The organism is bacterium (assembly GCA_013360195.1).
Classification (GTDB): Bacteria; Electryoneota; RPQS01; order RPQS01; family RPQS01; genus JABWCQ01.
Genome location: JABWCQ010000001.1, coordinates 263,409 through 290,007 on the forward strand (window position 1 = coordinate 263,409; position 26,599 = coordinate 290,007).

Annotated in this window: 26 protein-coding genes and 1 pseudogene; 26 read left to right on the top strand and 1 reads right to left on the bottom strand. The window is 53.4% G+C overall.

The window, feature by feature from the left end; translation table 11 throughout:
* Positions 1–53: 53 nt before the first annotated feature.
* The 21 genes from HUU59_01095 (at position 54) to meaB (ending at position 22,343) form a co-directional block, all read left to right on the top strand.
* The gene (locus HUU59_01095) at positions 54–1,499 is read left to right on the top strand and encodes an OmpA family protein (GenBank protein ID NUO18033.1); all 1,446 of its coding nucleotides are present in this window, start codon (positions 54–56) and stop codon (positions 1,497–1,499) included.
* Positions 1,500–1,697: 198 nt separating this feature from the next.
* Complete coding sequence (locus tag HUU59_01100) at positions 1,698–2,000, top strand: hypothetical protein (GenBank protein ID NUO18034.1); 303 nt, start codon at positions 1,698–1,700, stop codon at positions 1,998–2,000.
* Between the two features lie 28 nt (positions 2,001–2,028).
* Positions 2,029–2,409, top strand: a complete 381-nt coding sequence (locus tag HUU59_01105; protein ID NUO18035.1) for a hypothetical protein — start codon at positions 2,029–2,031, stop codon at positions 2,407–2,409.
* Positions 2,410–2,534: 125 nt separating this feature from the next.
* On the top strand, positions 2,535–3,884 hold the full coding sequence (locus HUU59_01110; protein NUO18036.1) for an FG-GAP repeat protein: 1,350 nt from the start codon (positions 2,535–2,537) through the stop codon (positions 3,882–3,884).
* Positions 3,885–4,108: 224 nt separating this feature from the next.
* The gene (locus tag HUU59_01115; protein NUO18037.1) at positions 4,109–5,416 is read left to right on the top strand and encodes a nucleotide sugar dehydrogenase; all 1,308 of its coding nucleotides are present in this window, start codon (positions 4,109–4,111) and stop codon (positions 5,414–5,416) included.
* A gap of 4 nt (positions 5,417–5,420) precedes the next feature.
* Positions 5,421–6,323, top strand: a complete 903-nt coding sequence (locus HUU59_01120) for a decaprenyl-phosphate phosphoribosyltransferase (GenBank protein ID NUO18038.1) — start codon at positions 5,421–5,423, stop codon at positions 6,321–6,323.
* Positions 6,320–7,825: a hypothetical protein gene (locus HUU59_01125; GenBank protein ID NUO18039.1), complete on the top strand. Its 1,506-nt coding sequence runs from the start codon at positions 6,320–6,322 to the stop codon at positions 7,823–7,825. The genes HUU59_01120 and HUU59_01125 overlap by 4 nt, the downstream gene beginning before the upstream one ends.
* Before the next feature lie 3 nt (positions 7,826–7,828).
* Positions 7,829–9,235 (top strand): hypothetical protein, encoded by a 1,407-nt coding sequence (locus HUU59_01130; protein ID NUO18040.1) that lies wholly within the window; start codon positions 7,829–7,831, stop codon positions 9,233–9,235.
* The gene (locus tag HUU59_01135; GenBank protein ID NUO18041.1) at positions 9,236–10,183 is read left to right on the top strand and encodes an SDR family oxidoreductase; all 948 of its coding nucleotides are present in this window, start codon (positions 9,236–9,238) and stop codon (positions 10,181–10,183) included.
* Entirely contained in the window at positions 10,180–11,292 is a 1,113-nt protein-coding gene (locus HUU59_01140) for a DegT/DnrJ/EryC1/StrS family aminotransferase (protein NUO18042.1), read from the top strand. The genes HUU59_01135 and HUU59_01140 overlap by 4 nt, the downstream gene beginning before the upstream one ends.
* 23 nt (positions 11,293–11,315) lie before the next feature.
* A complete protein-coding gene (locus tag HUU59_01145) occupies positions 11,316–12,746 on the top strand; it encodes a sugar transferase (protein ID NUO18043.1) in 1,431 nt (476 codons plus the stop codon).
* Between the two features lie 15 nt (positions 12,747–12,761).
* Positions 12,762–13,886, top strand: coding sequence for an SDR family NAD(P)-dependent oxidoreductase (locus HUU59_01150; GenBank protein NUO18044.1), 1,125 nt, complete (start codon positions 12,762–12,764; stop codon positions 13,884–13,886).
* Positions 13,886–14,830 carry an NAD-dependent epimerase/dehydratase family protein gene (locus HUU59_01155; GenBank protein NUO18045.1) on the top strand — a complete coding sequence of 315 codons (945 nt, stop codon included), beginning with the start codon at positions 13,886–13,888 and terminating at the stop codon, positions 14,828–14,830. The genes HUU59_01150 and HUU59_01155 overlap by 1 nt, the downstream gene beginning before the upstream one ends.
* Positions 14,827–15,525: a nucleotidyltransferase family protein gene (locus HUU59_01160; protein ID NUO18046.1), complete on the top strand. Its 699-nt coding sequence runs from the start codon at positions 14,827–14,829 to the stop codon at positions 15,523–15,525. The genes HUU59_01155 and HUU59_01160 overlap by 4 nt, the downstream gene beginning before the upstream one ends.
* Positions 15,526–15,527: 2 nt before the next feature.
* Entirely contained in the window at positions 15,528–16,517 is a 990-nt protein-coding gene (locus HUU59_01165; GenBank protein ID NUO18047.1) for a GHMP kinase, read from the top strand.
* Positions 16,514–17,089, top strand: a complete 576-nt coding sequence (locus HUU59_01170; GenBank protein ID NUO18048.1) for an SIS domain-containing protein — start codon at positions 16,514–16,516, stop codon at positions 17,087–17,089. The genes HUU59_01165 and HUU59_01170 overlap by 4 nt, the downstream gene beginning before the upstream one ends.
* 40 nt (positions 17,090–17,129) lie before the next feature.
* Complete coding sequence (locus HUU59_01175) at positions 17,130–18,431, top strand: UDP-glucose/GDP-mannose dehydrogenase family protein (protein NUO18049.1); 1,302 nt, start codon at positions 17,130–17,132, stop codon at positions 18,429–18,431.
* A complete protein-coding gene (locus tag HUU59_01180) occupies positions 18,373–20,049 on the top strand; it encodes an Ig-like domain-containing protein (GenBank protein ID NUO18050.1) in 1,677 nt (558 codons plus the stop codon). The genes HUU59_01175 and HUU59_01180 overlap by 59 nt, the downstream gene beginning before the upstream one ends.
* Before the next feature lies 1 nt (position 20,050).
* Positions 20,051–21,121 carry an NTP transferase domain-containing protein gene (locus HUU59_01185; protein ID NUO18051.1) on the top strand — a complete coding sequence of 357 codons (1,071 nt, stop codon included), beginning with the start codon at positions 20,051–20,053 and terminating at the stop codon, positions 21,119–21,121.
* Positions 21,121–21,426, top strand: coding sequence for a hypothetical protein (locus HUU59_01190; protein NUO18052.1), 306 nt, complete (start codon positions 21,121–21,123; stop codon positions 21,424–21,426). Before HUU59_01185 ends, HUU59_01190 begins: the two co-directional genes overlap by 1 nt.
* On the top strand, positions 21,423–22,343 hold the full coding sequence (gene meaB, locus HUU59_01195) for a methylmalonyl Co-A mutase-associated GTPase MeaB (GenBank protein NUO18053.1): 921 nt from the start codon (positions 21,423–21,425) through the stop codon (positions 22,341–22,343). The genes HUU59_01190 and meaB overlap by 4 nt, the downstream gene beginning before the upstream one ends.
* Before the next feature lie 53 nt (positions 22,344–22,396).
* Here the strand turns inward: meaB and rlmN are convergent, their stop codons facing one another.
* On the bottom strand, positions 22,397–23,464 hold the full coding sequence (gene rlmN, locus HUU59_01200) for a 23S rRNA (adenine(2503)-C(2))-methyltransferase RlmN (GenBank protein ID NUO18054.1): 1,068 nt from the start codon (positions 23,462–23,464) through the stop codon (positions 22,397–22,399).
* Between the two features lie 77 nt (positions 23,465–23,541).
* On the opposite strand from rlmN, the pseudogene HUU59_01205 reads away from it, so the two are divergent.
* From HUU59_01205 to HUU59_01225, 5 genes and pseudogenes are all read left to right on the top strand, one after another.
* A pseudogene (locus HUU59_01205) lies at positions 23,542–24,490 on the top strand (AAA family ATPase).
* A 94-nt stretch (positions 24,491–24,584) separates the two neighbouring features.
* Complete coding sequence (locus HUU59_01210; GenBank protein NUO18055.1) at positions 24,585–25,658, top strand: DGQHR domain-containing protein; 1,074 nt, start codon at positions 24,585–24,587, stop codon at positions 25,656–25,658.
* Positions 25,655–25,996: a GIY-YIG nuclease family protein gene (locus tag HUU59_01215; GenBank protein ID NUO18056.1), complete on the top strand. Its 342-nt coding sequence runs from the start codon at positions 25,655–25,657 to the stop codon at positions 25,994–25,996. Before HUU59_01210 ends, HUU59_01215 begins: the two co-directional genes overlap by 4 nt.
* A gap of 16 nt (positions 25,997–26,012) precedes the next feature.
* Complete coding sequence (locus HUU59_01220; GenBank protein ID NUO18057.1) at positions 26,013–26,240, top strand: hypothetical protein; 228 nt, start codon at positions 26,013–26,015, stop codon at positions 26,238–26,240.
* The coding region (locus HUU59_01225; protein ID NUO18058.1) for a VWA domain-containing protein at positions 26,198–26,599 on the top strand (402 nt) is incomplete at its 3' end. The genes HUU59_01220 and HUU59_01225, both read left to right, overlap by 43 nt.

Sequence of the window (26,599 nt, forward strand, 5' to 3'; positions counted from 1 at the left end):
TTATTCCAGAGATGATTTACTTGAGAATAGCCGATAGGACAGGAGGAAGGGATATGACATCCCGAATTCGCAATACGGCGCTGGGACTTGGCATTATTATGATGTTCTGTGTTTCAGCCGCCAACGCGCAAAACTACGCCGCACCATTCCTGCGGATGGGTGTGGGTGCGCGGGCGATGGCGATGGGTACCGCCCAGACTGCCGTTGCCAACGATGCGACTGCGGCCTACTGGAACCCCGCTGCTTTGCATTGGCTGCACAAATTTGAAGTGTCGCTGATGTACACGGGCGGACTGGAAGCAGATCGCAATTACAACTACATCGGTGCGTCGTTGTGCGCCGAGAAGCTCGGAACCTTCGGCCTGTCTTGGCTCAACTCCGGAATTACCGGAATCGGGCAGTATGACGACGGCGGCAACAAGACTGGTGACTTCGACGTCGCCAACAATGCCTTCCAGCTGAACTATGCACGCGGACTCGGCGGCGGTTTCGCCCTCGGAATCGGTGCAAAGTATCTGCAGGAAAATCTCGCCGATAATGACGGCTGGGGCGTTGATGCAGGTCTGTTGTTCCGTCCGTACGACGAGCTGACCTTTGGTTTCATGATGCGTGATCTCGCCGGTGAGTACGGCGAGGATAACGTGCCCTACGAGGCCCGCTTCGGCGTCGGCGTCAATCCGTGGAAGGGTGTTACCCTGACCGGTGACCTGAACGCGGTCGAAGATGAAGAAGCCACGTTGGACATTGGAGCCGCTTATGACTTCCATGTCAGCGACAATGTCAGCTTCTATCTCGCTGGCGGCGTTAACGACATGGTTGAAACCGATCAGACCAATCGCGGCTTCACTGCCGGATTCGGTTTCGGTTTCAAAAGCTTCGCTCTGCAGTATGCCTTTGTGGAAGAACCGCAGGCCTTCCTCAATGAGAACCATCGCTTGTCGGTCAACTTCTACTTCCAGGAGTGCAACGATTTCAAGAGCGCGATGGGTAGTCTGAAGCGTAAACCGCGCGAAGAAGCAATGGTTGCCAAGACCGACGGTCCGAAGGAATTCATCCATCGCTACATTTTTGAAGGTAATCCGTCCCTTAAGCTCAGCCTCGAATTGCTGCGCCCCGAAGTGAAGGATTCCATCGAGTCCGTGTGGATGGAAACCGGTGGTGTTGTCAGCTTCCCGGGCATCAACTTCGCCACGGGTTCGGCTGAAATCACTGATGAATTTGCACGCGTTCTGGACGGCGCGGCCAAGCTGATCAACGAGCATCCGGAAATCCAGCTGCTTGAAGTTCAAGGCCACACCGACAACACCGGTTCGGACGCCATCAACAACCCGCTCTCACAGGCACGTGCGGACGCCGTTCGCAACTACCTGATCTCACGTGGTGTTGATCCCAGCCGCTTGGTTGCCAAGGGCTACGGCTCTTCCAAGCCCGTTGCCAGCAATGCCAACGAGCAGGGCCGTTATCAGAATCGCCGTATCGACCTCGTTCGCATCCGGTAACGAGGGTTAGTGTATTTGACCAGTAGACGAGCACGGCTAAGGCCGTGCTCGTCACTCAAACTCTATAAAACTTCCCAAATTTGTTGAAGGCGGGTCAGATTTCTTCAACAATTACAGGAACTTGACATGCCAGTTTTTCGTTCCTATATTGAACGAATGGGTATGTTGGTACCGTATGAAATTGAGAAGGAGTATTAGATGCCAAGAGTAAAGAGAATTCGAACTGCGCTGTTCAAGCCCTCTCCCAAGAGCAAAGCAGTTGACAGTAGAATTGTCCTGTATCAGAATTTCAAGGCGAATGCTTCTCGTCTAGCCTCAAGAAAACCACCAATTCGTGAGTTCATTGTTTGGGGACAATCAGGACTTGTTGGGGACTTCGATTCTTTGGAAGAGGCCTTCATGGCCGGCCATCGGTCGTGCAATGGTGCGAGTTTCATTGTTCAGGAAAAATCTGATGTTGATTATCTTGTCCGAAGCAAAAGAAAATTCGTGAGCGCTTGACGCAAGCACCTAAGGAGTTCGCTCTGGCATGGCGGACGGTTTTTCCGGTAACAACTCGTTTGTCAGAGTCCATATAGACATTCCGCGTAATCAAGGACGGGATTTTTCCGACGTTGAAACTGTTAGTGATTGTACAGCACGTTTGAGTGAAAGTGAACACGATTCATTTGCTTCCGCAGGTTTGACGGCACTCTTGTTGGAACACTTTGGCGAAAGTTTGACCATCAGCCCAAGAAATAAGTTCGGTCTTCCAGATGTGCGTTCCATGCGTTGGCCGATTAGAGTTCGCTTTGTTAGCTTGGATGTGCCTTCGCAAGTCATCAGCGTACATGGATCGTTGGAGCATTTCAAGGGTTTTGATCTTCTAATTGGATCGCGACATCTGCATAGATTTGCCCGCGAGTTTTGACAGAGACAATCATTCCGTGTTTGTTTGAGAGCACGGAATATTAGAATCTTTCGAGGAGTGCCGCGGATTTCCTGCCACTCCTCGACTCACTCAAAGAGCTTCCGCTCAGAAACTTTGAGAGCGTCATGAAGAGAATTGGATACATTTTAGTCTCCGCGGTAATGATACTGGTGGTCTACGCCTTGTCTTTGGCTCAGCTCGAGTCCAAGAACGCGGCTTCAAAGTATCTCCTGCGTGTTATGGACGGACCGGAAGTAAGAGCCTATTTCGGTTCCGCCGTCGAAGGCGCATTTGCCTGGACAGGAGCCGGTCCTCTCTATGCAATTTCATACACGGGCGAAAATGCCGGTCCGATCGCTCGCGGCGCCGTTCACTTCTACGATGGTTTGCTTGCGACCTCACCTGTCTTAACCATCAAAGGTTCGGACGACGGTGAGTTGTTCGGCAGTTCAATGTCCACCGGTGACTTCAACGGCGACGGCACTCCCGATCTAGCGATTGCCGCTGAAGGCGGTCAGGGCACGGGAGCAAAGCCCGCTGGAAAAGTCTATCTCTACATGGGTGGCTCGGGCTTCGGAGGCTCGCCGCAGGTCGTCACGGCTGGTGAAAGCAAGGACTCTTTCGGCCGCTCCATCAGCATGTCACACGACATCAACGGCGACAATTTCGCCGACCTGGTTGTGGGTGCTCCGCACTCAGCGAAGGCCGGTGCCACTTCAGGCCGCGTGTACGTCTATTTCGGAAACTCAGGCGGAGTGGCCAAAACCCCCGACCTTGAGTTCAAACAAGGCACTCTGAATGACTTGTTCGGTTCCTCTGTCGCCACCGGAGACTTGACCGGAGATGGACAGGCCGATCTTGCCATTGGAGCGCCGCACTTTGGCACAGAAGCCACGTATTCAGGCGCTGTGTACGTTTTTCAGGGCGGCAAGGAATTGAGTGCCACAAAGCACCAGAAGCTTTACAAGGGCGAGTTAACCAGCTTTCAAGACCAATTTGGTTGGTCAGTTGCGATTGTCCCCGATGTGAACGGTGACAGTGTTGCAGAACTGGTCGTTGGGGCGCCGCAATGGACGAGCGGCGGCCGTCAATTGGGTAAGGTTTACCTCTATCACGGGGCCACCGCGTTGCCCGATGCGCCGGCAGCGACCTTCACAGGCTCAACTGAAGCCGGTCGCTTTGGCGAACGGGTATTTACGCTGGGAGATTTGAACAAAGACGGCAAAGGCGATTGGGCTGCACAGGCCTCAAATGCCAACCAAAGCCGCGGTGTAGTGCATTTCTTCTATGGCGGCTGGGAGAACGACTTCTATCAGTTCTCCGGCGAGAACATCGCCGATGCGGCCGGAAACAGCGTTGCGTCGCTAGGCGATTTGGACGGCAACGGGGCAATGGACTTGGCCGTAGGTGCCCGTTGGTGGGACCAGGAGACTGCCGAGAACATGGGTCGGGTTTATTTGCTAAGTGTTCAATAGAGGCAGTTTGATTTTCTTCAAATGATGGGCGGCTTCAGGCCGCCCGTCTGATTTCTGGGAACATTTTTTCGCACTAAATCTTAGAGTCATCTGACGTAAATAACGGTATAACAATTGCAAAGCATCTTTCGGGGGTCCTAATTAGACCCCTTTTTCATTGCATTTTTGCCTGGTCGTTAGTATATTTAGAGTCACCGATTTTCGGGAAAGGTAACAAGAACTTTATGATTCTGAACGAGTTAAAAAAGAAGGCTCAGGACGGCACACTCCGTGTCGGTGTTGTCGGCTTGGGTTATGTCGGTCTCCCGTTGGCTGTCCAGTTTGCCGCCAAGGGCTATCACGTGACCGGTATAGACATTACACAAGACAAAGTTGACCGTATCAATCGCGGAGAAAACTATATTCTTGATGTTAACGACGAAGAACTGGCTTCGCTGGTTAAGGCAGGAAAACTTGATGCGACGAGTGATTACTCTGTCATTCGAAATCTGGACACGATTTCAATCTGTGTTCCGACACCATTGCGCAAAACAGGCGACCCCGATATCTCCTACATTCTCGCCGCACGTGATGAAATTCTGAAGTACGCACACCCCGGTCTTTTGCTCGTGCTCGAAAGCACGACCTATCCCGGCACAACGGACGAATTGCTTGTGCCTGCGTTTGAAGAGCGAGGACTGAAAGTTGGTCAGGATGTCTTTGTTGCGTTTTCGCCGGAACGTGTGGACCCGGGTAACGAAAAATTCGGCACATTCAACACGCCGAAAGTCATGGGCGGCGCCACTCCCGCATGTATGGATGCCGCGCAGACCATCTACGGCAAAGTCATTGAGACAATCGTTCCCGTATCCAGCACGCAAGCAGCCGAGCTCGTCAAGCTGCTCGAAAACACTTTCCGTTCAATCAACATCGGGTTGGTCAATGAGCTCGCCATTATGTGCGAAATTCTCGGCGTGGACGTCTGGGAAGTGATTCGCGCCGCATCCACCAAGCCATTCGGCTTCATGCCTTTCTACCCCGGACCAGGGCTGGGCGGTCATTGCATTCCCATTGACCCCATTTACCTGTCGTGGAAACTTAAAACGCTGAAGTACCGCGCACGGTTTATTGAGCTCGCCGATGACATCAACACCAAAATGCCGGACTACGTCACTCAGCGCGTTGCCGATGCATTAAACGAGCGCGGAAAGGCGGTCAAAGGCTGCAAAGCTCTCGTGATGGGCGTGGCTTACAAACGGGACATTGACGATTCGCGGGAATCCCCGTCACTTGATATCATCGAATTGCTGATGAAGCGCGGTGCGACCGTGGATTATCACGACCCCTTCATTGCTGAAGTTGACACCGCTCATCATCGCATGAAGTCTGTGCCCTTTGACGCGGCTTCAGTCAAGAAGTATGACGTCGCGGTAATTTGCACGGACCACAAAGCGGTTGACTACAAGTTGCTGGTGGAGAATTGCCCGCTTGTGTTTGACGCGCGCAATGCCACAGCGGCACTCGGCAACCGGGACAACGTCGTAAGGCTTTAAGACCTTGAATTCACTCGCCGCAATCATTGAACTTCTGCGACCCGCGCAGTGGTCCAAAAACATGATTATTTTCGCGGCGGTGCTGTTTTCACCCGCGCGTGTCGTGCTCGACACTCCGCAAGTCATCGTGCAGGCGCTGCAAGGGTTCTTCGCTTTCTGCCTGCTGTCTTCCGCTGTCTATGCCCTGAACGACCTGCTTGACCTGAAGGCCGACCGCGAACATCCGAAGAAGAAGTCGCGGCCGCTGCCGTCAGGCAGAGTCTCAGCGGGGACTGCTGCTCTGCTTGCGGTTCTGCTCGGCGGCATTGGCATTGGCTGGGCGTTTCTGCTTGATGTCTATTTCGGCGCTGTGGCCGCTGCCTACCTGACCGTCAACCTTGCCTACTCCCTCGGCATGAAGCGCGCCGTTATTCTGGATGTGCTTCTGCTGTCAATGGGCTTTGTCCTGCGTGCAGTCGGTGGAGTCGCCGTGATTCGCTCCATGCTCCCGGATGTCTATCTCTCGTACTGGCTAATCCTGTGCGCATTCCTGCTGTCATTGTTTCTTGCGCTGGCGAAACGCAGACACGAGATTGCCTTGCTGGGTGAAGCCGCTGCCTCTCACCGGGCAAGCCTCGCAGCTTACAGTCTCACGTTTATAGACCAAATGCTTGCGGCATTATGTGCGGCAACGATGGTCGCATATAGTCTGTATACAATTTCGGACGACACTTTCAGACACTATGGAACACGGGCGCTCTTCTGGACGCTGCCTTTCGTCGTCTACGGACTGTTCCGGTATCTGTACCTGATCTACAACAGGGGAGAGGGCGGTGACCCGACAAAACTCCTTGTTAAGGATCGCGCCACCTTGGTCAATGTTGCTCTATGGGCATGTGTCACTGCGGGAATCGTGTATTTAAGATGATCCGCTTCTTCAAATTTGACTGGCGCGGGCTGTTGCTCGCTGCCCAATTCACCGCCGCGCTCCTTCTTGTGTCATGCAAAAATGAGGAGGGGCAAAACGGTGTGATTGGACGTGTGACCGCTGAAGAAGGAAGCCCGGCCAATGCCATTGTCAAAATCTACAACAGGCCCGTTTCCTTTGATGTCAACGACGATGCCTCGGTTTGGTCGGTTACCGGCGATGAAGATGCCGTCGGATTTCCGCTTGACCTCGCGGCAACCTTCGACCATCGGCTCTTCAATCCGGCCTTCGTCGACACGGCGGACGGCGATGGTAATTTTCAATTCGAAAGCATTGTCGGCGGAAACTACATCATCGTTGCCGAAAAACTTGGACAGGGTTGGTCTGTTCCGCGTGAACTCAATACGACGGGTTCAGACATGGACATCGGGGAGCTTCGTCTTCCTAAAGTGATTCGCTTTCCCGACAACCTCTTCCGCTTCCCAACCGATACCACGTTCAGGTCCGGCGTTCACTACATCGTTCCTAACAACATGACCGTTAGTGCCGGAAGAAGTTTGACCATTGAACCCGGGGCGGTCGTGTTGATGCAGGGGAATAAGTCCCTCAATATCGAAGGCACGCTCATCTGCAGGGGAACGCCGCAGAACTACATTCGCTTCATGCCTGCGGATGTTATCGCGCGCGACCCGGACGAATGGCAGCAACTTACGTTCGAAGACGGCGCATCACCTCCTGATTTGGCTTATGTCTCATTCCGGAACGGCGATGTCGCTATCGACACTGAGGCAGGCGGCGGTTTGATTGAGAACTGCTATTTCTTTCGCTTCGCGTACGGTATCCTGGCCGAAGGTGAACCGCCGGTTCTCCGCAGATGTGTCTTTGAACGGGTGGATACCGGCTGCCGCACAACCTCGACTTCGGGATTTGTTTGCGAGCATAATATCTTTCAGACTAGCGACCCGTTTGCGCTCGTGCTCTACAACATGGATGACTGTGAGATCTTCTGCAATTGGTTTCGCGACTGCGGCGGATCGGACACCAGCGGAAGCGGTACCCGCGGTGTTATCCGGCTCGATCTCGTCAGCGAAACCGAAATTCACGGAAATCATTTCGAGACTTCCTGGTTCGCGCTTGCCGTCGGGTCCCACGTGGATTCAACGGTGCAGATTCATCACAATGAATTCACGCGCATGAATACCGTGATGAACATCGGTGTCACCGAGGATCAACGCGGTCCCTCGAACCCGAGGTTCAATTACAACTGCCTGTCCACTATCGACCGGTTCGTAATCAACGTGAACTGCAATCAGCACAATACGCAAAACGTGGACGCGACCAACAACTCCTGGGGCACGATTAGTCTGGCACAAATCAAAGACCGCTATATTCATGATCGTGACGACGACGGTACTTGTCCGGTCGTATTCCTCACTCCGCTACTAAACTCCAGCAACGACGTCCTGATGCAGACCGGAACGCGTTGTGGTATTTGCCCATAACCATTGCAATACGTCGGTAAAGACATTGTCACGCGCGGTGCGCTGCTGCATTTGAATCGCGACATCGCTTGGAAAGAGCTCCGCTCGCGTGCCAAGCAAGGCATCCGTAAGGCGCAGAATGCCGGTATTCGGGTCATCGAAAGCCGTGATTTGTCGCTCATGGCAAAACTTTGGTACGACCCGGAAACGTTGACACCCGCGCTCGAGCCGGATCAAAAACTCTATCTTGCCTATGTGGGCGCTGAGCTTGTCGGCGGAATCATCGTCACACCGGTTACTCCTAACACGCTCTTTTATCACTACGGCGGCACCAACGATAAAGGACGTGAGATTGAAGCGAATGCCTACCTCTTCTGGCACGTGGTGACGGAATTCGAAAACTCGGACTTTGAATATCTCGATGTCGGAGTAAGTTTTCGTCACGATTTGCAGCACTACTTCCAGAAGTACTGCACGAAGCCGTATCCCATCCTGTTTCGTCCCCCGCCCGACGAAGCTAAACCGTGCATCCGCATTGAGCCGTTTTCGGCGGACGATCTCGATGCACCGGAAGAACAGGTTATCGCAATCAACACGGCGCTTACGGAGTTCTTCGAGGCCGAGTTCACCTACATGCCGTCCTATCCCTTCGCGCTGCAATCGGCGATTCGTGCTGCCGGCGTGCCGCGAGGATCGACGATCGGAGTATGGTCTTCGGTGGGAGAGCGCTCTTACGTGGATTGGCTGAATTCGGCGTATGGCGACCAATGGAGATTCGAAGAGCGTCCGGTTGTGTGCAGTGCCCGAATCGTCTGTCATCGCTGGGGTTATGTTTGTCCCGAGGCGGAATCGCTGTCGCTCCTGAATGAGCCGTTGATAGAAGATTGTCGCGATGCCCTGCTTGTTCCGAATGGTGTTTCCCGCTGCGGCAGCTTCGGGAAGTTCTCTGTTTTCGATTTCGCGCGCTGGCTGCCGCTGCCGTTCGGCGCCGTGCTCGTGGGTGAGTACTTCCCTGACAAAGTTGTGTGGGACAATTTCCATTGCCTTGACGTGACCAAGCGGAATCGCGTTCGTGAAGGACTGCAGATTCATTGGCGCCGCCGCGAAACTGAACTCGATCGAAGAATGAGCAATTTGCGCGCGGCATCCAAACTCTTTGCGCTGACGGGCATGCACTCGCCCCTGCCTGACCAAACTGCTCCGGCCTGCTATCTGTTTTCATCGGCGGAACCGTATTCGGTTCGTGCTATTCACGAGCGACTCGCCAGCTTCGGGGTGCACGCTGAATTCGACGAGAACGAGTCGCTGCTCGCGCTTCCATGTCACGCCCGTCTTGGTCAGGGACAGCTTGAGTACATGTTCGCGGCCATTCGCGGCATGATTAATCCCTGTTACACCTATGTCCGGCCCGACCCGGAGAAATCGAAATAGATGCCATCTCGTTATCTCGTTACCGGCGGCGCCGGATTCATCGGATCTAATATCGTTGAGAAACTCCTGACTCGCGGCGATTCCGTTCGGGTATTTGACAATCTTTCCACAGGCAAACGGGAAAATCTCGCTCCGTTTCTGAATGACATTGAGTTCATTGAAGGGGATCTGCGCGACGAGGCAGCCGTCCGGAATGCGACTGCAGGCTGTGATTACGTGCTTCACCAAGGCGCGCTCGGAAGCGTTCCGAGGTCAATCGCCGATCCCGTCACCACCAACGAAGTGAATATCAGAGGCACGTTGAACGCGCTGATGGCCGCACGTGATGCGGGTGTCAAACGCTTTGTGGCCGCTTCGAGTTCATCCGTGTATGGCAATACGCCTACGCTTCCTAAGGTCGAAAGTATGACCATGCTCCCGCGGTCGCCTTATGCAGTGAGCAAACTCGCCACCGAGAAGTATTGTCAGGCGTTTCACGCCGTATACGGGCTGGAGACGATTGCGCTGCGCTATTTCAATATCTTCGGCCCGAAGCAGGATCCGGCTTCGCAGTATGCTGCCGTCATTCCGTTGTTCATCACAAAAGCTATGCGCGGTGAAGCTCCTGTCGTGCACGGTGACGGCCTGCAGTCGCGTGACTTTACGTTCGTGGAAAATGCGGTGAGTGCCAATCTGCTCGCCTGTGATGCGCCATCTTCAAATGTTGCCGGTGAATTCTTCAATGTGGCGTGCGGTGCGCGCTACTCATTGATCGATATTCTCAATGGCATCGGTGACGCGCTGGGCAAAACGGTTACTCCGGTGCACGAACCCGCGCGTGCCGGCGATGTGCGCGATTCACTTGCCGACATCTCGAAAATTCAAGACGCTATGGGCTACAAGGTGCTGGTTCCCATGCAGGAAGGTCTTCGCCGCACCATGGATTACTATTTAAAGGTGAATAAATGAGCGTAGGTATGCTCAATCTGCAGGCGCAATTTCGGACGATCCGTGACGAAGTCATGGCCGAAGTCACGCAGATATTCGAAACTCAAAGTTTTATTCTTGGAAGCAGAGTCAAAGGGCTCGAGGAGAGTATGGCAAAACTCTCCGGTATGAAACACGGAATCGGAGTCTCCTCCGGAACAGACGCGCTTCTGTTGTCCGTTATGGCTTTGAAACCGAAACCCGGCGATGAAGTCATAACTACTCCCTACACATTTTTCGCGACAGCAAGCTCAATTGTGCGGGGCGGCGCGAAGCCTGTTTTCGTGGATATCGACGAGCATACGTTTAATGCCCGTGGTGACATGCTCGAATCCGTGATTACACCGCGAACACGTGCGCTGATGCCGGTGCATCTCTTCGGTCAAATGGTGGATCCGGCTGTTTGGAGTTCAGTTGCCAGGAAACACAATCTGCTCATCATCGAGGATGCCGCCCAGGCGGTCGGCGCGAAGTTCAATAATGTCGTTGCCGGAGGCTTTGGCGACCTGAACTGTTTCTCCTTCTATCCGACCAAGAATCTCGGCGGAGCAGGCGATGGAGGAATGGTGCTTGCTAACGATGACGCGCTGGCCCACGATGTTCGTATCAATCGCGTCCACGGCGGCAAGGATCGCTACTTTCACGACCAAATCGGTATTTGCGGCCGCCTCGATGAGCTCCAGGCCGCCGTGCTGCTTATCAAGTTCAAGCACCTTGAACAATGGAATAATCGCCGTCGCGCGATCGCCGCACTTTACAACGACGGTCTTAAAGCCACACCCGCAATCTGCCCGGTCGAAGCGCCCGGCGCATGGCACACGTATCATCAGTATTGTCTCCGTGTTCCCAAACGGGATGAGTTGATGGAGCATTTGAAGACCAAAGGGATCGGCAGTATGATCTATTATCCCGTGCCGCTTCATCTGCAAAAGTGCTTCGATTTCCTCGGATACAAGGAAGGAGCCTTCCCGGTTTCAGAGCGGTTGTCCAAGGAGTCTATCGCACTTCCCATGTCGGCCGAGCTGACGGATGCGGAAGTTCACGAAGTCTGTGACGCCGTCCGCGGCTTCTACGGCGGCGGCGGAGCTTAAATTCTGACGTTCGACTAAGAGAAATGCCAAGAAGTATTGAACGTAACATCTGGCTCAGGATTTTTCATCTCCTGACTGACCTCGGCCTCACCGCCGTCTCATTTGTGCTCGCCTTCGCGCTGCGCACTGAGATTCGTACGTTCTATTTCTTCGGCAGCGCACAATCCATACATAGCTACTACGAAGTCGGGGCGTTGATTCTGCTCATTTGGTGGCTCTTGCTGGACATGCAGAGGTCGTATGACACTGTGCAGCCTGCGAGTGTCTGGCAGGACTTCAAACTGGCGCTTCGCACAGCCGTGATTGGAACGGTGGTGCTCTTTGCCGCGACGTATATCCTGCGAATTGAACTCCCGCCGCGCTCCACAATCGGTTTGTTTACGCTGCTGAATACGCTGCTCCTGACCGTAAACAGAGTCTTCTTCCGCAGCATCCGCGAGTATATGCTAAGCGGCGGCGGATTGAATAAGCGTGTTCTTGTCATAGGCTCCGCGGATAAGGCCGCGCGGTTCGTCAAAACTCTTTCCGAACATCCGGGCTGGCCGATTCACCTGATTGGCTTCGTCGACACGGATCGTAAGCATGGCGCCAATGCGCCAGGCGAATTACACTATCTTGGCACGCCGGAAGACCTGACGGACATTCTGCATCAATATACGATTGACGAAGTGGTCTTTGCCGTCCCGACTCGCCAGATTTCCGAATGTACTGACATGCTCGCGTTGTGTGAACAGGAAGGCGTAAGAGCGGTCATCCTGTCCAACTGGTTTTCGAGTCTTGTTGCGCATGTCTCGACGGATATTCAGTATGACCAGCCGGTATTGATATACACTTCAATGCGGCACAAGGAGTGGCAGATTCTGGTGAAGCGCCTCTTCGACATTGCCTTTTCGGCCTTTCTGCTCATCCTGCTGTTCCCGCTCATGGCCGGTATCGCCATCGCCATCAAGCTGACGGATAACGGACCGATTTTCTATCGCTGGAAGGTTGTTGGTTTCAACAAGGAAAAGTTCACGGGCTACAAGTTTCGCACGATGGTCGTGGACGCCGACAAATTGAAGGCGAAACTCGAAGCACAAAACGAAATGAAAGGCGCGGTCTTCAAAATCAAGAATGATCCGCGCATTACTCCCGTCGGCCGCATCCTGCGCAAGTTCAGTCTCGATGAACTACCGCAGCTCTGGAGTGTGCTGAAAGGCGACATGTCTATCGTCGGACCGCGTCCGCCCCTCGAGACGGAATTGCCCCGCTTTGACAGTTGGCATCGCCGCAAACTCTCTGTGAAACCCGGCCTGACCTGTCTCTGGCAAATCTCCGGCCGCTCGAGCATCACCGATTTTGACGAATGGGTGAAACTCGATCTCGCCTATATTGACAATTGGACTCTCTGGCTGGATTTCAAAATTCTCATGAAAACCATACCTGCCGTTCTGCTCGGACGCGGCGCTCACTAATTGTAAGGATTCAAATTGCGCGTTCTTGTCACCGGCGGTGCCGGCTTTATCGGGTCACATACGACGGATGAATTGCTTCGCAGAGGATACGACGTCACGATTCTTGACAGCCTTGAGAAACCCGTTCACATGAAGGGCAAGCCGGACTATATTCCGGCTAAGGTGAAATTTATCGAAGGCGATGTCCGCGACCGCGGCAAAATGCTCGAAGCTCTCGATGGTGTTGAAGCCGTTTATCACTTCGCGGCATATCAGGACTATCTTCCTGACTTCTCCAAGTTCTTTCACGTCAACAGTGTCGGGACCGCGTTAATCTACGAACTCATCGTGGAAAAAAAGCTCCCTGTCAAAAAGGTTGTGGTGGCTTCATCACAAGCCGTGGCGGGTGAAGGACGCTATGTCGCATCGGACGGAAAACTTTTTCATCCCGAGTTGCGTCCCGTTTCGCAGCTTGACGGAGGCGAATGGGAGTTTCGTGACCCGCGCAACGGCGAAATCCTGACATGGCAGCCGACTCCGGAAACCGACGCTAAACCGCTGAACCAGTATGCACTGTCGAAGTATTCGCAGGAACTTATGACGCTCGCGTTCGGCAAACGCTATGACATCCCGTCCGTGGCCATGCGTTTCTCAATCGTTCAAGGTCCGCGTCAAAGCTTCTACAATAACTATTCCGGTGCCTGCCGCATATTTTCACTAAGCTACTTCTTCAATCGCGCCCCCCTTATCTATGAAGACGGTCAGCAAGTGCGCGACTTCGTCAATATTCACGACGTCGTGCAGGCCAATTTACTGGTGCTGGAGGATGATCGCGCGAACTACGAGATGTTCAACGTCGGCGGCGGCCGTGCCTATACGGTGACGGAATTCTGCTCGATTGTCGCAAAAGTTTTCGGCAAGGATGAGCTGCAACCGCGTGTTCCCGGCCTCTACCGCTTCGGCGATACTCGACACATAATATCGGATGTTGCCAAACTCAAATCCCTCGGCTGGAATCCAGTCCGCAGCGCCGAAGAGTCCGTTCGCGAGTATCGAGCCTACCTTGAAGAGCAAACGGACATTGACGACATCATGGACTTCGCCGAACAGAAAATGCAAAGTCTCAACGTGGTCAGGCCCGCGAAAGGAGCAATAGCCTAATGCGAGTTCTCGTTACCGGCGGTGCCGGTTTTATTGCGTCTCATGTGGCCGAAGGTTTTCTTGCGGCGGGACATGAAGTTGCAGTGCTTGATAATCTGAGCACGGGGTTTCGGCATAACGTCCCCAAAGACGCGACATTCTTTGAAGTGGATATTCGCGATGACGCGTCGGTCGAAAAAGTGATTCGTGCTTTCCGGCCCGACGTCATTGACCATCATGCGGCGCAGATGGATGTCCGCAAGTCGCTGGTTGATCCGGTTTTTGACGCCCAGTCGAATATCGTCGGATCGATAAACATTATCACTTCCGCGATGCGCCATAACGTCAAAAAGATTATCTATATCTCGACCGGCGGCGCTGTTTACGGTGAGCCCAAATCGCTTCCGGTAAACGAACAGCATCCGATTAATCCCGAATGCGCGTACGGTATTTCAAAGCATACCGTAGAGCACTATCTCGAACTCTACCGACTGCTCTACGACTTGCGATATACCGTGTTGCGCTACCCGAATGTATTCGGACCGCGGCAAAACCCTCACGGCGAAGCGGGAGTGATAGCCATCTTCGCAGGACTTTTTCTCGACGGAAAAACTCCGACGATTTTTGGTGACGGTGAACAGCTTCGCGACTACGTTTATGTTTCCGATTGCGTCCGCGCGAATCTGCTCGCCGTTGATTCCGGAGATGGTGAGATTCTGAATATCGGGTCGGGCGTCGGCACGTCGGTCAACACGTTGTTCAAGGAGCTTGCTGAGATTGCCGATTTCCGCGGAGAACCAATCTATGCTCCGCCGCGAACAGGTGAGATTCGCGCAGTCTATCTCGACGCTGCGCGTGCGGCGAATATCCTGAAGTGGAAAACGGAAGTGAAGCTTTCCGACGGACTGCGCAAGACGTGGGACTGGTGTAAGACTGCCCGGGAAAAGAGTTTCGCCGTCGCGTGAAAGCGTTAGTGCTTGCCGCGGGAATTGGCAGCAGACTCGGTGACCTGACGAAGAACACCCCGAAGTGTCTGTTGCCCGTCGCCGGACGGCCGCTGCTCGATTACTGGTGCGAAACGCTGTCTGCTGCAGGTGTGACGGATGTCTATATCAACACTCATCATCACGCCGGTCAGGTCCGCAACTTCATCGCGGCCAAACCCTGTGGACTGAACTTTGTTGAAGGTTACGAGGAAACCCTGCTCGGAAGTGCCGGAACGCTGCGGGCTGCGTATGACTTTCTTCGTAATGAAGAGCGGTTCTTCATTATCTACGCCGATAATTACGCCGAAATTGACTTGAGTCGTCTGCGCGAGTTTCACAGTCAGTCGGAGAATCCGCCGCTGGTGCTCGTGGCCTATCCGACACCGGAACCGACTCGCTGCGGCATTCTCGAACTGAGCGAATCAGGCCGGGTGATTGCTTTTGAAGAAAAACCTGCTCATCCCAAAACCAATTACGCCAACTCAGGAATTCATGTTGCAACACCGGAGCTCTTTCGGTGGGTTCCGGAAAGCGTTCCCGCGGACATTGGTTTCCATGTGCTGCCCCGGCTGGTAGGCAAAATGTACGGCTACGTAACTAACGAATTTATTCAAGACATTGGCACTCCCGAAGCGTATGCGGCTGTCTGCGCGCGCAGAGAGCGCAATTCCTAAGCATGGTTATTACACAAACTCCGCTTCGTCTTAGCTTTGCCGGCGGCGGCAGTGACTTGCCCGACTTCTATAAACAAGGTGCCGGCCAGGTCATCTCGACCGCAATTGATAAGTACATCTTTGTCATCATCAAGGAACGATTCGACGACAAAATCGTACTGAACTACTCGCGCAATGAAACTGTTGATGATGTCAGCGAAATAAAGCACGAGCTCATCCGTTCGGCAATGGAGGTCACCGGGCTCGGCAGCGGAGTTGAAATCTCGACGCTTGCCGACATCCCTTCCGAGGGCAGCGGCTTAGGCTCATCATCCTCGCTTGTCGTGGGGCTGCTCAACGCCATGTATTCTTACCTCGGCCGTCAAGTGACCGCCGAGCAGCTCGCCCGTGAAGCCTGCGACATCGAAATTATGCGCTGCGGACGACCAATCGGAAAACAGGACCAGTACATCGCTGCCTACGGCGGATTGCGCAGGTTTGTTTTTAATCCCGACGAGACCGTCACCGAAACGGAAGTTGACCTGCCCGCCCAGGCGCTGCGGCACTTCGGAAATCACTTGATGCTCTTCTTCACAAATCGAACCCGCAAATCTGCGGAAATTCTGAAAGAGCAGAAGTCGCAGACTGCTTCTAAACGTGAAATCCTCGAGGCGATGATGCCGCTTGTGGACAAAATCGAAGCCGCACTCTCCCTTATGGATTTCGAGCAGGTCGGACGGTTACTGCATGCCGGATGGGAGCTGAAGAAAAAGATGGCTGCCAAGATTTCCGATGACGGAATAGACGATATGTATAACCGCGCCATAAAGGCAGGTGCACTCGGCGGGAAAATCGCCGGAGCGGGCGGCGGCGGTTTCCTCTTGCTCTATGTCCCGCTGTCGCATCAGGACTCCGTACGCAGCGCGCTCGGGGAGCTGTTTGAATTGCCGTTCATGCCCGAACGGGACGGCAGCAAAATCATTTTCAATATCAAGCGATATCCCTTCAAATGAGTCTCGACAAAGCAACACATATTCGCTCATATTTCGAGAGGCTCAAGGCAGTCCTCGATTCCGTCAAGATTGAAGACGTCGAAAAACTCATTTCGATTTTTGAAGACGCATTTCAGCGTGATGCGGTCGTATTTGTTTGCGGAAACGGCGGGTCATGGAGCACCGCCTCCCATTGGGTGTGTGATTTCTCAAAAGGTGCGTCAACTTCCGGCAAAAGGCGTTTCCGCATGTTCGCTCTCGGAGATAACGTTCCCATGCTCACCGCGTATGGCAACGACGTTAGTTACAACTCCATTTTTGCAGAACCGCTCAGGGCGTACGCTCGCCCCGGAGACGTGGTCGTTCTCATTACCGCGTCGGGAAACTCGCCGAACATTCTGGAAGCCGCTGTCGCCGCCCGTGAACTTAAGACCACCGTCGTCGGTCTCATCGGTTTCGGCGGCGGGAAATTGGCCGCTATGACTGACCACAATGTCATTGTCGAATCGCGTGAATACGGCCCCGTTGAAGATTTACATCTCGTGCTGGATCACATTGTCAGCACTTACATGAAGGAGTTTATCGCGAAATAGCGATGCTCCCTGTACTCGCCTCTCAACCAAATTCCAAATTATGAAAGTTACTGTTATCGGGACCGGCTACGTCGGTCTTGTCACCGGTACTTGCCTGGCTGAGTCCGGCAATACCGTCGCGTGCGTTGATACAGACCCGCGCAAAATTGAAATGCTTAAAAAAGGCATCGTCCCCATCTATGAACCCGGCCTGAAGGAATATCTTGATCGCAATGTCGCCCAAGGTCGCCTGAGCTTCACCACCGATCTCTACTCGGTCATGGACGATTCTGAAGTACTTATGATTGCCGTCGGCACGCCGCCCGGAGAAGACGGCTCCGCCGACTTAAGCTACGTGCTCGCTGTCGCAGAGCAGATCGGTAAACGTTTGAAAAGTTACAAAGTCATCGTCAATAAGTCCACGGTGCCGGTTGGCTCTGGAGACAAGGTCCGCGAAGCCATTGCCAGGCACACGACCGCAGAGTTTGACGTGGTCTCAAACCCCGAGTTCCTCAAGGAAGGCGATGCGGTGAACGATTTCATGAAGCCCGACCGCATTGTCATCGGAGTTTCAAGCGCGCGAGCCGAAGAGCTGATGAAGCGGCTCTACGCGCCGTTTCACCGTACGGGTTACCGCGTCGTCACCATGGATGTCCGCTCCGCTGAAATGACCAAGTATGCCGCAAACGCAATGCTCGCCACCAAAATTACTTTCATGAATGAAATTGCGAACCTCTGCGAAGAATGCGGCGCGGACATCAACCATGTCCGGTTTGGCATCGGCAGTGACAAGCGCATCGGTCCGCACTTTCTTTTCGCCGGAATCGGGTATGGCGGCTCATGCTTCCCGAAGGATGTGTCCGCGCTGATACGCATCGGACATCAATACGGCCACGACCTGAAGATCCTGAACGCTGTTGACGAAGTGAACCACAAACAGCGAGTTCGATTGGTGGACAAAGTGGTGAAGCGCTTCGGTGAAGATCTCTCAGGACTAAAACTCGCAATCTGGGGACTTTCGTTCAAGCCCCGCACCGATGACATGCGCGAAGCTCCTTCCATTTATACCATCGAGCTGCTGCACGAGCGCGGCGCGAAAATCTGCGTCTATGACCCGCAGGCCATGGAGAATGCGCGGCCTATTCTGGGTGCTAAGGCGCACTTTCACGATGACTACTACTCGCTGCTGAAAGACGCGGACGCACTGCTTATCTGCACTGAGTGGCAGGAGTTCCGTGAACCGGACTTCGTCCGAATCAAAACTCTCCTTAAACGGCCGATAATTTTTGACGGGCGAAATCTCTTTGAACCCGCTCACATGCGCGAAATCGGCTTCGAGTATTTCGGCATTGGCCGCAACTAAACATCACCTTGCCTGTCTCGTTCTCGTGCTTGCTGTCACAAGCTGCGCGAGAATGGCGGTACCGCCCGGAGGACCCGAAGACAAGATTGCTCCGGAAATTGTATCGACGATTCCGGAACAGAACAGCGTGATGGTTCCTCTGGATGCGGATGTGACTCTCGAATTCTCCGAGCCGGTGAATCGAGCCGCCGTCGAAGCCTCGCTTTATCTGTCGCCTGAGCCCGGACGCCGCCTCCGCTATCGCTGGTCTGGACGAAGGCTGACTCTGGATTATCTTGATCCTCTGCCGGAAAACCGCACTATCGTCGTGACAGTCGGCGCAACTGCAAAGGACCTGCAGAACAACCCGTTCGAAAACAGCTACACGCTTGCCTTCAGCACCGGCGATCATATTGACAAAGGAGAGATTGCCGGTGCTGTCGCTTTGCCGCCCGGTGTGCGCTCGATGGCGGTCACTGCGTATCAAGTGAAGGATTCATTGCCGGATCCCATGACGGATGCGCCGGACTATCGCATGCAGACAGCTCCCGACGGTACATTCGAATTGGGCTATCTTGCCCCCGGGACCTATCGCTTGTTTGCGCTCGATGACAAAAACTTCGACGGCATGTGGCAGCCCGCGTCCGAGTGGATTGGAACCGCCACGAACGACGTCAAGGTCGAGGAAGGCACCAAACCTCGAATCACCTTTGCGCCGTCCCTGCAGGACACGACTCCGCCGGCAATCCTGCGAGTCCGCCAAATGGACATGCATCGGATTGATTTGCGCGTAAATATCGACGGCCAGCCCCGCGTCAATATCTCCGACGGAAGCCGGAATGTGCCTGCAGAGCACTTTCGCGAAGACTCGACCGCTTCGCACGCCTGGCACATTTATTTCGCCGATACTGTGGGCGGGGATTCAGCTTTGCTAAGAGTGAGTATCGGCGACGTCGAACTTTCATCACAGTATGCCGTCAAGAACCGGCCGGACACCACCGCCCCCGCGTTCTTTGAATCTTCCCCATTCAATCGGGAAATGACCCGCGGCATTCCCCGTGAGGCCATAGTCATTTTCAGTGAACCCGTGGTATACTCTCCGGATTCGGATACGGCCGCAGTGTCGCTGCGCGCCGATACGAACGACGTTGACATCACGGTCGAGCAGACCGATCCTATTTCCCTGACGATTACGCCGTCGGATTCGCTTGAACGTGGTCTGAAGTACTCGCTCTTTGTGCCGCAGAAACTGATTCAGGATTATAGCGGCAACATACTGCGTGATTCGCTCCTGAAAATCGCCTGGTACACTTTCCCGGAAGATTCACTCGGAGCCATTGACGGCCTTGTGCGTGCCACCGAAATGGGACCGTGGATTGTCGAACTCTATCCGCTGAAATCGTCCGAACCCGCAGAGATTGTCTACACAAATACGCACTTCAAGTTCAACGGATTCCCCGCAGGTGACTACCGTCTCCGCGTCATTCGTGACGCCAACAGTAACGACCGCATTGACACCGGATCGATGAATCCATTCCGGTTTTCAGAACCGTTCCAATGGCATCCGGACACAATTTCTATCCGTCCGCGTTGGACGACAGAGGTAGAATTTCTCTGGACGAACGTAACTCAAAAATAAAATGCTTCATGCAGTGATTATGGCCGGTGGAGTCGGCGCGCGTTTCTGGCCGCTCTCCCGCCGCAATAAACCGAAACAACTTCTCGACCTGACCGGTGAAGGTTCGATGCTTGAACGCACGCTTGCCCGCCTCGAAGGTCTGGTGGATAACGACCATGTTTGGATTGTCACGAATCCCGAACAGGCAGAACTCATTCGCGAGATGATTCCGTCCTTCAACAAGGACCGTTTCATCATCGAACCCGTTGGCCGCAATACCGCTCCCGCGATCGGTCTCGCCGCGGCTCATCTGCATAAACACGACCCCGAAGCTGTGATGATTGTGCTGCCCGCCGATCACCGCATCACCAACATCGAGCAGTTTCACTATTGCTTGCACTCTGCCGTCGAAGTTGTCCATGATTCCGAACTGCTCGCCACCATCGGCATCGAACCGACACGGCCAGAAACCGGATACGGCTATATCCAGATGGACACGACCGGCATCAGGCTGCGCGAGAACGTCTATCCCGTAAAGACTTTCGCCGAGAAACCCAACTTGGCGACGGCGCGTCTATTCTTGGAAAGCGGCGAGTTTGTCTGGAACAGCGGTATGTTTGTCTGGCGTGCCGATACGATTCTGAATCAGATTCGCGAGCATCTTCCGCTCTGGGGAGTGGCCTTTGACCAGATTGAACAAGCCATCGGCACACCGCACGAGCACGAAGTCACCCGCACTGTCTTTGAAGCCGGCAAGGGTATCTCGATTGATTACGGTGTGATGGAAAAGGCCCCCAAAGTCGCGGTGATTCGCGGCACATTCGATTGGAACGATGTCGGAAGCTGGGACGAAGTCTGGAGACTGATGCCGCACGACGAACACGGCAACGCCACGCGCGGAAACGTCGCATTGGCCAATACACATAACACCTGTGTTCTCGGCGGGAAAAAACTGATTGCCGCGGTCGGAGTAAGCAATCTGATTGTTGTCGAAACGGAAGATGCGCTGATGATCTGTCCGCTTGACCGCTCGCAGGAAGTGAAGGAGCTCGTGGACAAACTCAAAGCCGTCGGCAAGGAGGACGTGCTCTGATGAAACCCGCAAAACTTGTGCAGCTGCTCACCGAAGCGTTGGAAAAGCAGGGCTACAAATTCCGGAATGAAAAAGGTAACTTCCGCGGCGGAAGCTGCATCTTTGAAGCCGAAAAGCTCGTGATTATGAACAAGCGATTTGGCGATGAAGAGCGCGCTGAAATTCTTGCCCGCGCCCTTGCCAAAATGGATACCGAGAATCTCTACCTGCTTCCCGAAGTGCGGGACTATGTCGAGCAGTTTACCGGCAAACCGATGATCATGGTGGACCTCACTGCCAAGACTCCCGAGGCTGCAGAGAAGTGACATCCGGACTGCTCACACAGCAGATGTTCGACGGCTCGCGCAGCGCGCTCGCTCGTCTCCTGTCCCGTGTTGAAAATTCGCCCGAAGGTGCGGACGAAGTGCTGCGCTCGCTCGGCGGTAAAATCGGCCGGGCTGTGCGCATCGGTTTTACCGGCCCGCCCGGTGCGGGCAAAAGCTCGCTCGTCACGGCCTATACTAAGTTGCTTCGTGCGCGGAGCAAACTCGTTGCCGTGCTTGCTGTCGATCCCACGTCACCGTTTTCCGGCGGCGCGCTGCTCGGTGACCGCGTGCGTATGAATGCCATCGGACTCGACCCCGGCGTGTTCGTCCGCTCGCTTGCCACGCGCGGTGATTTGGGCGGGCTCTCCCAGGCCGCTGGAGACATGGCCGATGTTCTCGATGCCGCAGGCTTTGACTATATCTTGTTTGAAACCGTCGGAGTCGGCCAGTCAGAACTTGAAGTTGTCCAATACGCAGACTCGGTCGTTGTCGTCCTGGTCCCCGAATCCGGTGATGCAATTCAAGGCATGAAAGCCGGATTGATGGAAGCCGCCGACGTTTTCTGCGTCAACAAAGCCGACCGTGAAGGAGCGGACCGCTTCACGAGCGATCTGCAAGGTGCGATGATGCTGAAGCATTGGGATGTGTGGAAACCGCCCGTTGTGAACACCGTCGCCACTCGCGAAACCGGCATCTCCGAGTTGGCCGGACAGATTGAGGCACACTTGACTCATCTGCGCGACTCCGGCGATTTCGAGAAACGCCGCCACTCCCACGCCCGCAGGCGCATTCAGCGCATGTTAGAGAAAAGGTTGGTCGCTCAATTCTGGACGGAAGAGCATCAGCGGTTGATGGATGATTCCTTGAGTAAGGGAGAGTCTCCTTACACTATCCTGTCTTTGCTGTTGAAGTCATGATAATATAAAAGGCGACCCAAGAGCCGCCTTAAAATATCACTTCGTAATCTAGTTCAAGTTCGCTCCCACGCCCTAACCTTCGTCGGCTTGAATGGCTCTTGAGTGAAGAGCATACCGCAAGCGGCCTCATCTTCGATGCCACGGCTTTGGCGGAGAGTGGAGCGGATTCCCGCTTCGGTCAGCCAGCCCATAAATCGGTCTATGGCATCGTCGCTCGAGGGTTTGAGACCGCTGCCCGTAGGATGAAGTCGAATCAAATTCATCTTCGCCGGAATATTCTTGAGAAGCCGTGTGAGATTCTCAACGTCTTCTTCGCGATCATTGAAATCCGCAATCATGATATACTCGAAGGTCACCGGATCCTTCGTCACATGAGCGAAGCGGCGCAGCGTCTTGAACAGCACGTCAAGCGGATAAGCCTTGTTGATTGGCATCAGTTCCCCGCGCCGTTCATCGGTCGTGGCGTGCAGTGAGATGGCAAGCTTCGCGGGTGGATCGTCTTTCATCCACCGTTCAATTCCGGGCACAAGCCCCACCGTGGAAACCGTGATACGGCGAGCGCTTATGCCGATTCCGTTCTCATCGGCGAGCAACCTTACTGCCTGGACAACGTTCTCATAATTGTGCAGCGGTTCGCCCATTCCCATGAATACCACATTGGTCAACCGGGATTGGCAATGGCCTTCAACTTCGAGAACCTGCAGAACAATTTCCCCGGCGGATAGATTGCGAAATAGTCCCATCTTAGCCGTGGCACAGAATTGACAGCCTAAGGCACATCCGACCTGACTCGAAATACAGACCGTTTCTCCCGGAGAGTCGGGCAGATAAACGGACTCAACACGCAATCCATCAGACAGCTCAAAAAGAAATTTTCGCGAGCCGTCGCGAGTGTCTTTGGCTGGGCGAGCCAAACTTAGTGTGCCAATCTCGGTCAGTTCGGCAAGCTTAACCCGCCATCCTGCGGGAAGATCGCTCATCTCATCAAAACTCGTTGCCCGTTTTTGATAGAGCCACGAATAGAGCTGACGCCCGCGAAATGCTGGCTCACCAAGCTCTTGCGCGAAACTTTCAAGGTCTTCGCGCGTTAACCCTATAAGTATTTTCTTTTTCAATAACATGAACCTTCGTTCGTGGTCTCCCAATCTACGAAAGGGAAACCCCGTTCGCAAGCCCAACCCGAAGGATTTCACCGACTATGGCGTCCGATCTTGACGCGCTGAAACAACTCAAAGACTCCCGCGACATTATGCTGAAAGAGGTCGGCAAGGTGATTGTCGGCCAAGAGCAGATTATTGACCAACTGATGATGACCCTGCTCGCCCGCGGTCACTGTCTGTTGGTCGGTGTGCCCGGCCTCGCAAAGACATTGCTCATTTCGACGATGGCGCGCATGCTCGACCTGAAATTCAGCCGTATTCAATTCACTCCCGATCTGATGCCGTCTGACATCACGGGTACCGAAATTGCTGAAGAAGACCGCTCTACTGGCCGCCGCAGTTTCAAGTTTATCAAAGGCCCCGTGTTCGCGAACATCGTCCTGGCTGACGAAATCAACCGCACACCGCCTAAAACTCAAGCGGCACTCTTGCAAGCCATGCAGGAGCACGAAGTCACGGCGGCAGGAGAGACTTATAAGTTAGAAGAGCCCTTCTTTGTGCTGGCCACGCAAAACCCGATTGAGCAAGAGGGCACCTATCCGCTCCCGGAAGCACAGCTTGACCGTTTCATGTTCAATCTGTGGGTGGACTATCCGAGCTTCAAGGAAGAAGAGCAGATAGTGAAGAGCACGACCTCGGCGGCGACCGCGACGGTATCCAAGGTGCTGAACGCTCAGCAGATTACAACTTTGCAGGACCTGGTGCGCCGCGTTCCAGTTTCAGATAATGTGGTCGAATATGCGGTGAAGCTTGTCCGTCGGACGCGCCCAAATTCTGACGAAGCTCCGAAGTTCATCAAGGACTATGTCAGTTGGGGTTGCGGCCCGCGTGCATCACAGTACCTAATTCTCGGCGCCAAAACCCGCGCCGCCCTGAACGGCCGTCCGACTCCTGACATTGAGTCACCGCCTGGTCCCCAACTTCACCGCCGAAGCCGACGGCATGAAGGCCGAACATTTGGTTGATAAGCTGTTAGCGGAGAAATAAGAGAAGGAACGACTTTCGATCAGTAATAGGAGATTTGGCGATGTCGAGGACAATCAAAAGACCAGCTGCACTTGTAAAGCAAGGCGACTTGACTTTGTACACGACTTCATTCAAAGTGAGGGATTTGTTAATCCCTAATTTCTACAGTGTCGAGCGTCTTGATCCTGACGATGCCAATGATGGGTACCAAAGAGTACTGAATCAAGGGCGCGCGAAGAAACTCGCGAAGTATATTGTTACTGGCCAAGACACTCGCGACGCATTCTTGCCCACGAGTGTTTTTCTTGCTACAGACAAGTCAATATCATTCAACACCGAGAACAACACAATCGAATTTGATATCGACGATGTTGGCCCATTTAGTGTAGTCGACGGCCAACACAGAGTTGAGGGACTAAAATTGGCCGCAGCCGAAGACCCTAGAGTGCTTGATTTTGAGCTTCCGGTTAATATTGCCGTGAAGCTACCCCATATCCATCAGATGTGCCACTTTCTTATTGTCAACACAACACAAAAGAGTGTCGACAAATCTGTCGAGCAACGGATCAACGCTCGGCTTACCCAGATTCTAACCACCGAAGATATCCCAAGTCTCCCCAAATGGATTCTAAACACAATAAAGCGTGGAGAAGATGACCAAGCCCTTCGCTTTGTAGATTTTCTTGATTCAACACATGATTCTCCTTGGTTCAACAAAGTGCGAATGGCTAACCAGAGCAAGGATGAGACGACCGTTAATCAACATAGTTTTGTTAAAGCCCTTAAGAAGTACTTCTTAACGGCCAATAACCCAATTCTGACGACTCAGAACGAGCAGACGCAACAGAAGATATTTTTGAACTACTGGAAAGCAGTTGTAAACGAATTGGGTGCGGATGACGATAGCGTTCTCTTTAAGACAAACGGCGTTGAACTCTTTAGCAGGTTTTCCGTGCCATTCCTTGAGAAGCTTCATAATACACAAGACTGGCGTGTCCCGACAATGGAAGAGCTTTTAAGACAAGTTTTTGACAATGTTGAAGGCGAGTTTTCCGGAGTTGGGCATTCAGATTTCTGGGTCAGAGGAGGAAAGGCAAGTGGTATGAATTCCGGGGCAATAAACGCGGGATTCAAAGAGTTAGTTCAAGCGCTTCATCGCTCAAACTCGCCTGGCAAAGCTCTGCTATGAATGTTTCTGCACTTAACCCTCAGCCTGTCGACAGATTACGATTTAAACACTTTGATCTAATGCTTGTCCCGACAGACTCGGGTTGTTACGTATTAACAAACTTTGAAGGACTAATTCTCTACATTGGGATGGCGACTAGCCTCAAAGGAAGATTCTTAAGCCACCTAGAATCTACGGAAAAAACTTCACCAACGGTTTACGGTTTAGCTACTTGGTTTTGGTACTTGAGATATGATAAGGGCAATCTGCCTAAGCTCGAGCGTACGTGGCTAAATGAACACTTGTCTCTACATGGATGCCTGCCTGTCTTGAATCGTGTTAGCTCACCGATTGTCTAAATCTTAAAATTTCCCTTTGACCACTCATCTTCAATATCTTGATCCCGCTTTTGTCTCGCGACTGAAGAACATGCAGTTGCGGGCGAGGATGGTTGTGGAAGGCTTCATGGTCGGCTTGCATAAGTCGCCGTATCACGGCTTCTCCGTTGAGTTTGCCGAGCATCGTCCCTATATGGATGGAGACCCGCTGCGCAATCTCGATTGGAAGGTCTATTCAAGCAGTATGAAGAGGAGACGAATCTAAAATCGTACATTTTGCTTGACGTCTCGAACTCAATGAACTACGGTTCAGGTTCGATTACGAAGTTCCAATATGCTTCGTATCTTGCCGCGGCGCTTTCATTCCTGATGATTCAGCAGCGCGACGCCGTTGGATTGGCGGAGTACGATACCGAATTGCGCACGTACTTGCCGCCGCGTTCCGTGCATTCGTACTTAAATGTGATATTGTCGCAGCTTGAAAAGACCGAGCCGTCCGCTCAAACTGACATCGGCAAAAATTTGCATCGTGTAGCCGAGCGAATTTCGAGACGCGGGTTAATTATTGTCCTTTCTGATTTGATGGATGAGCCCGAGCAGATTCTCTCGGGGTTAAGACACTTC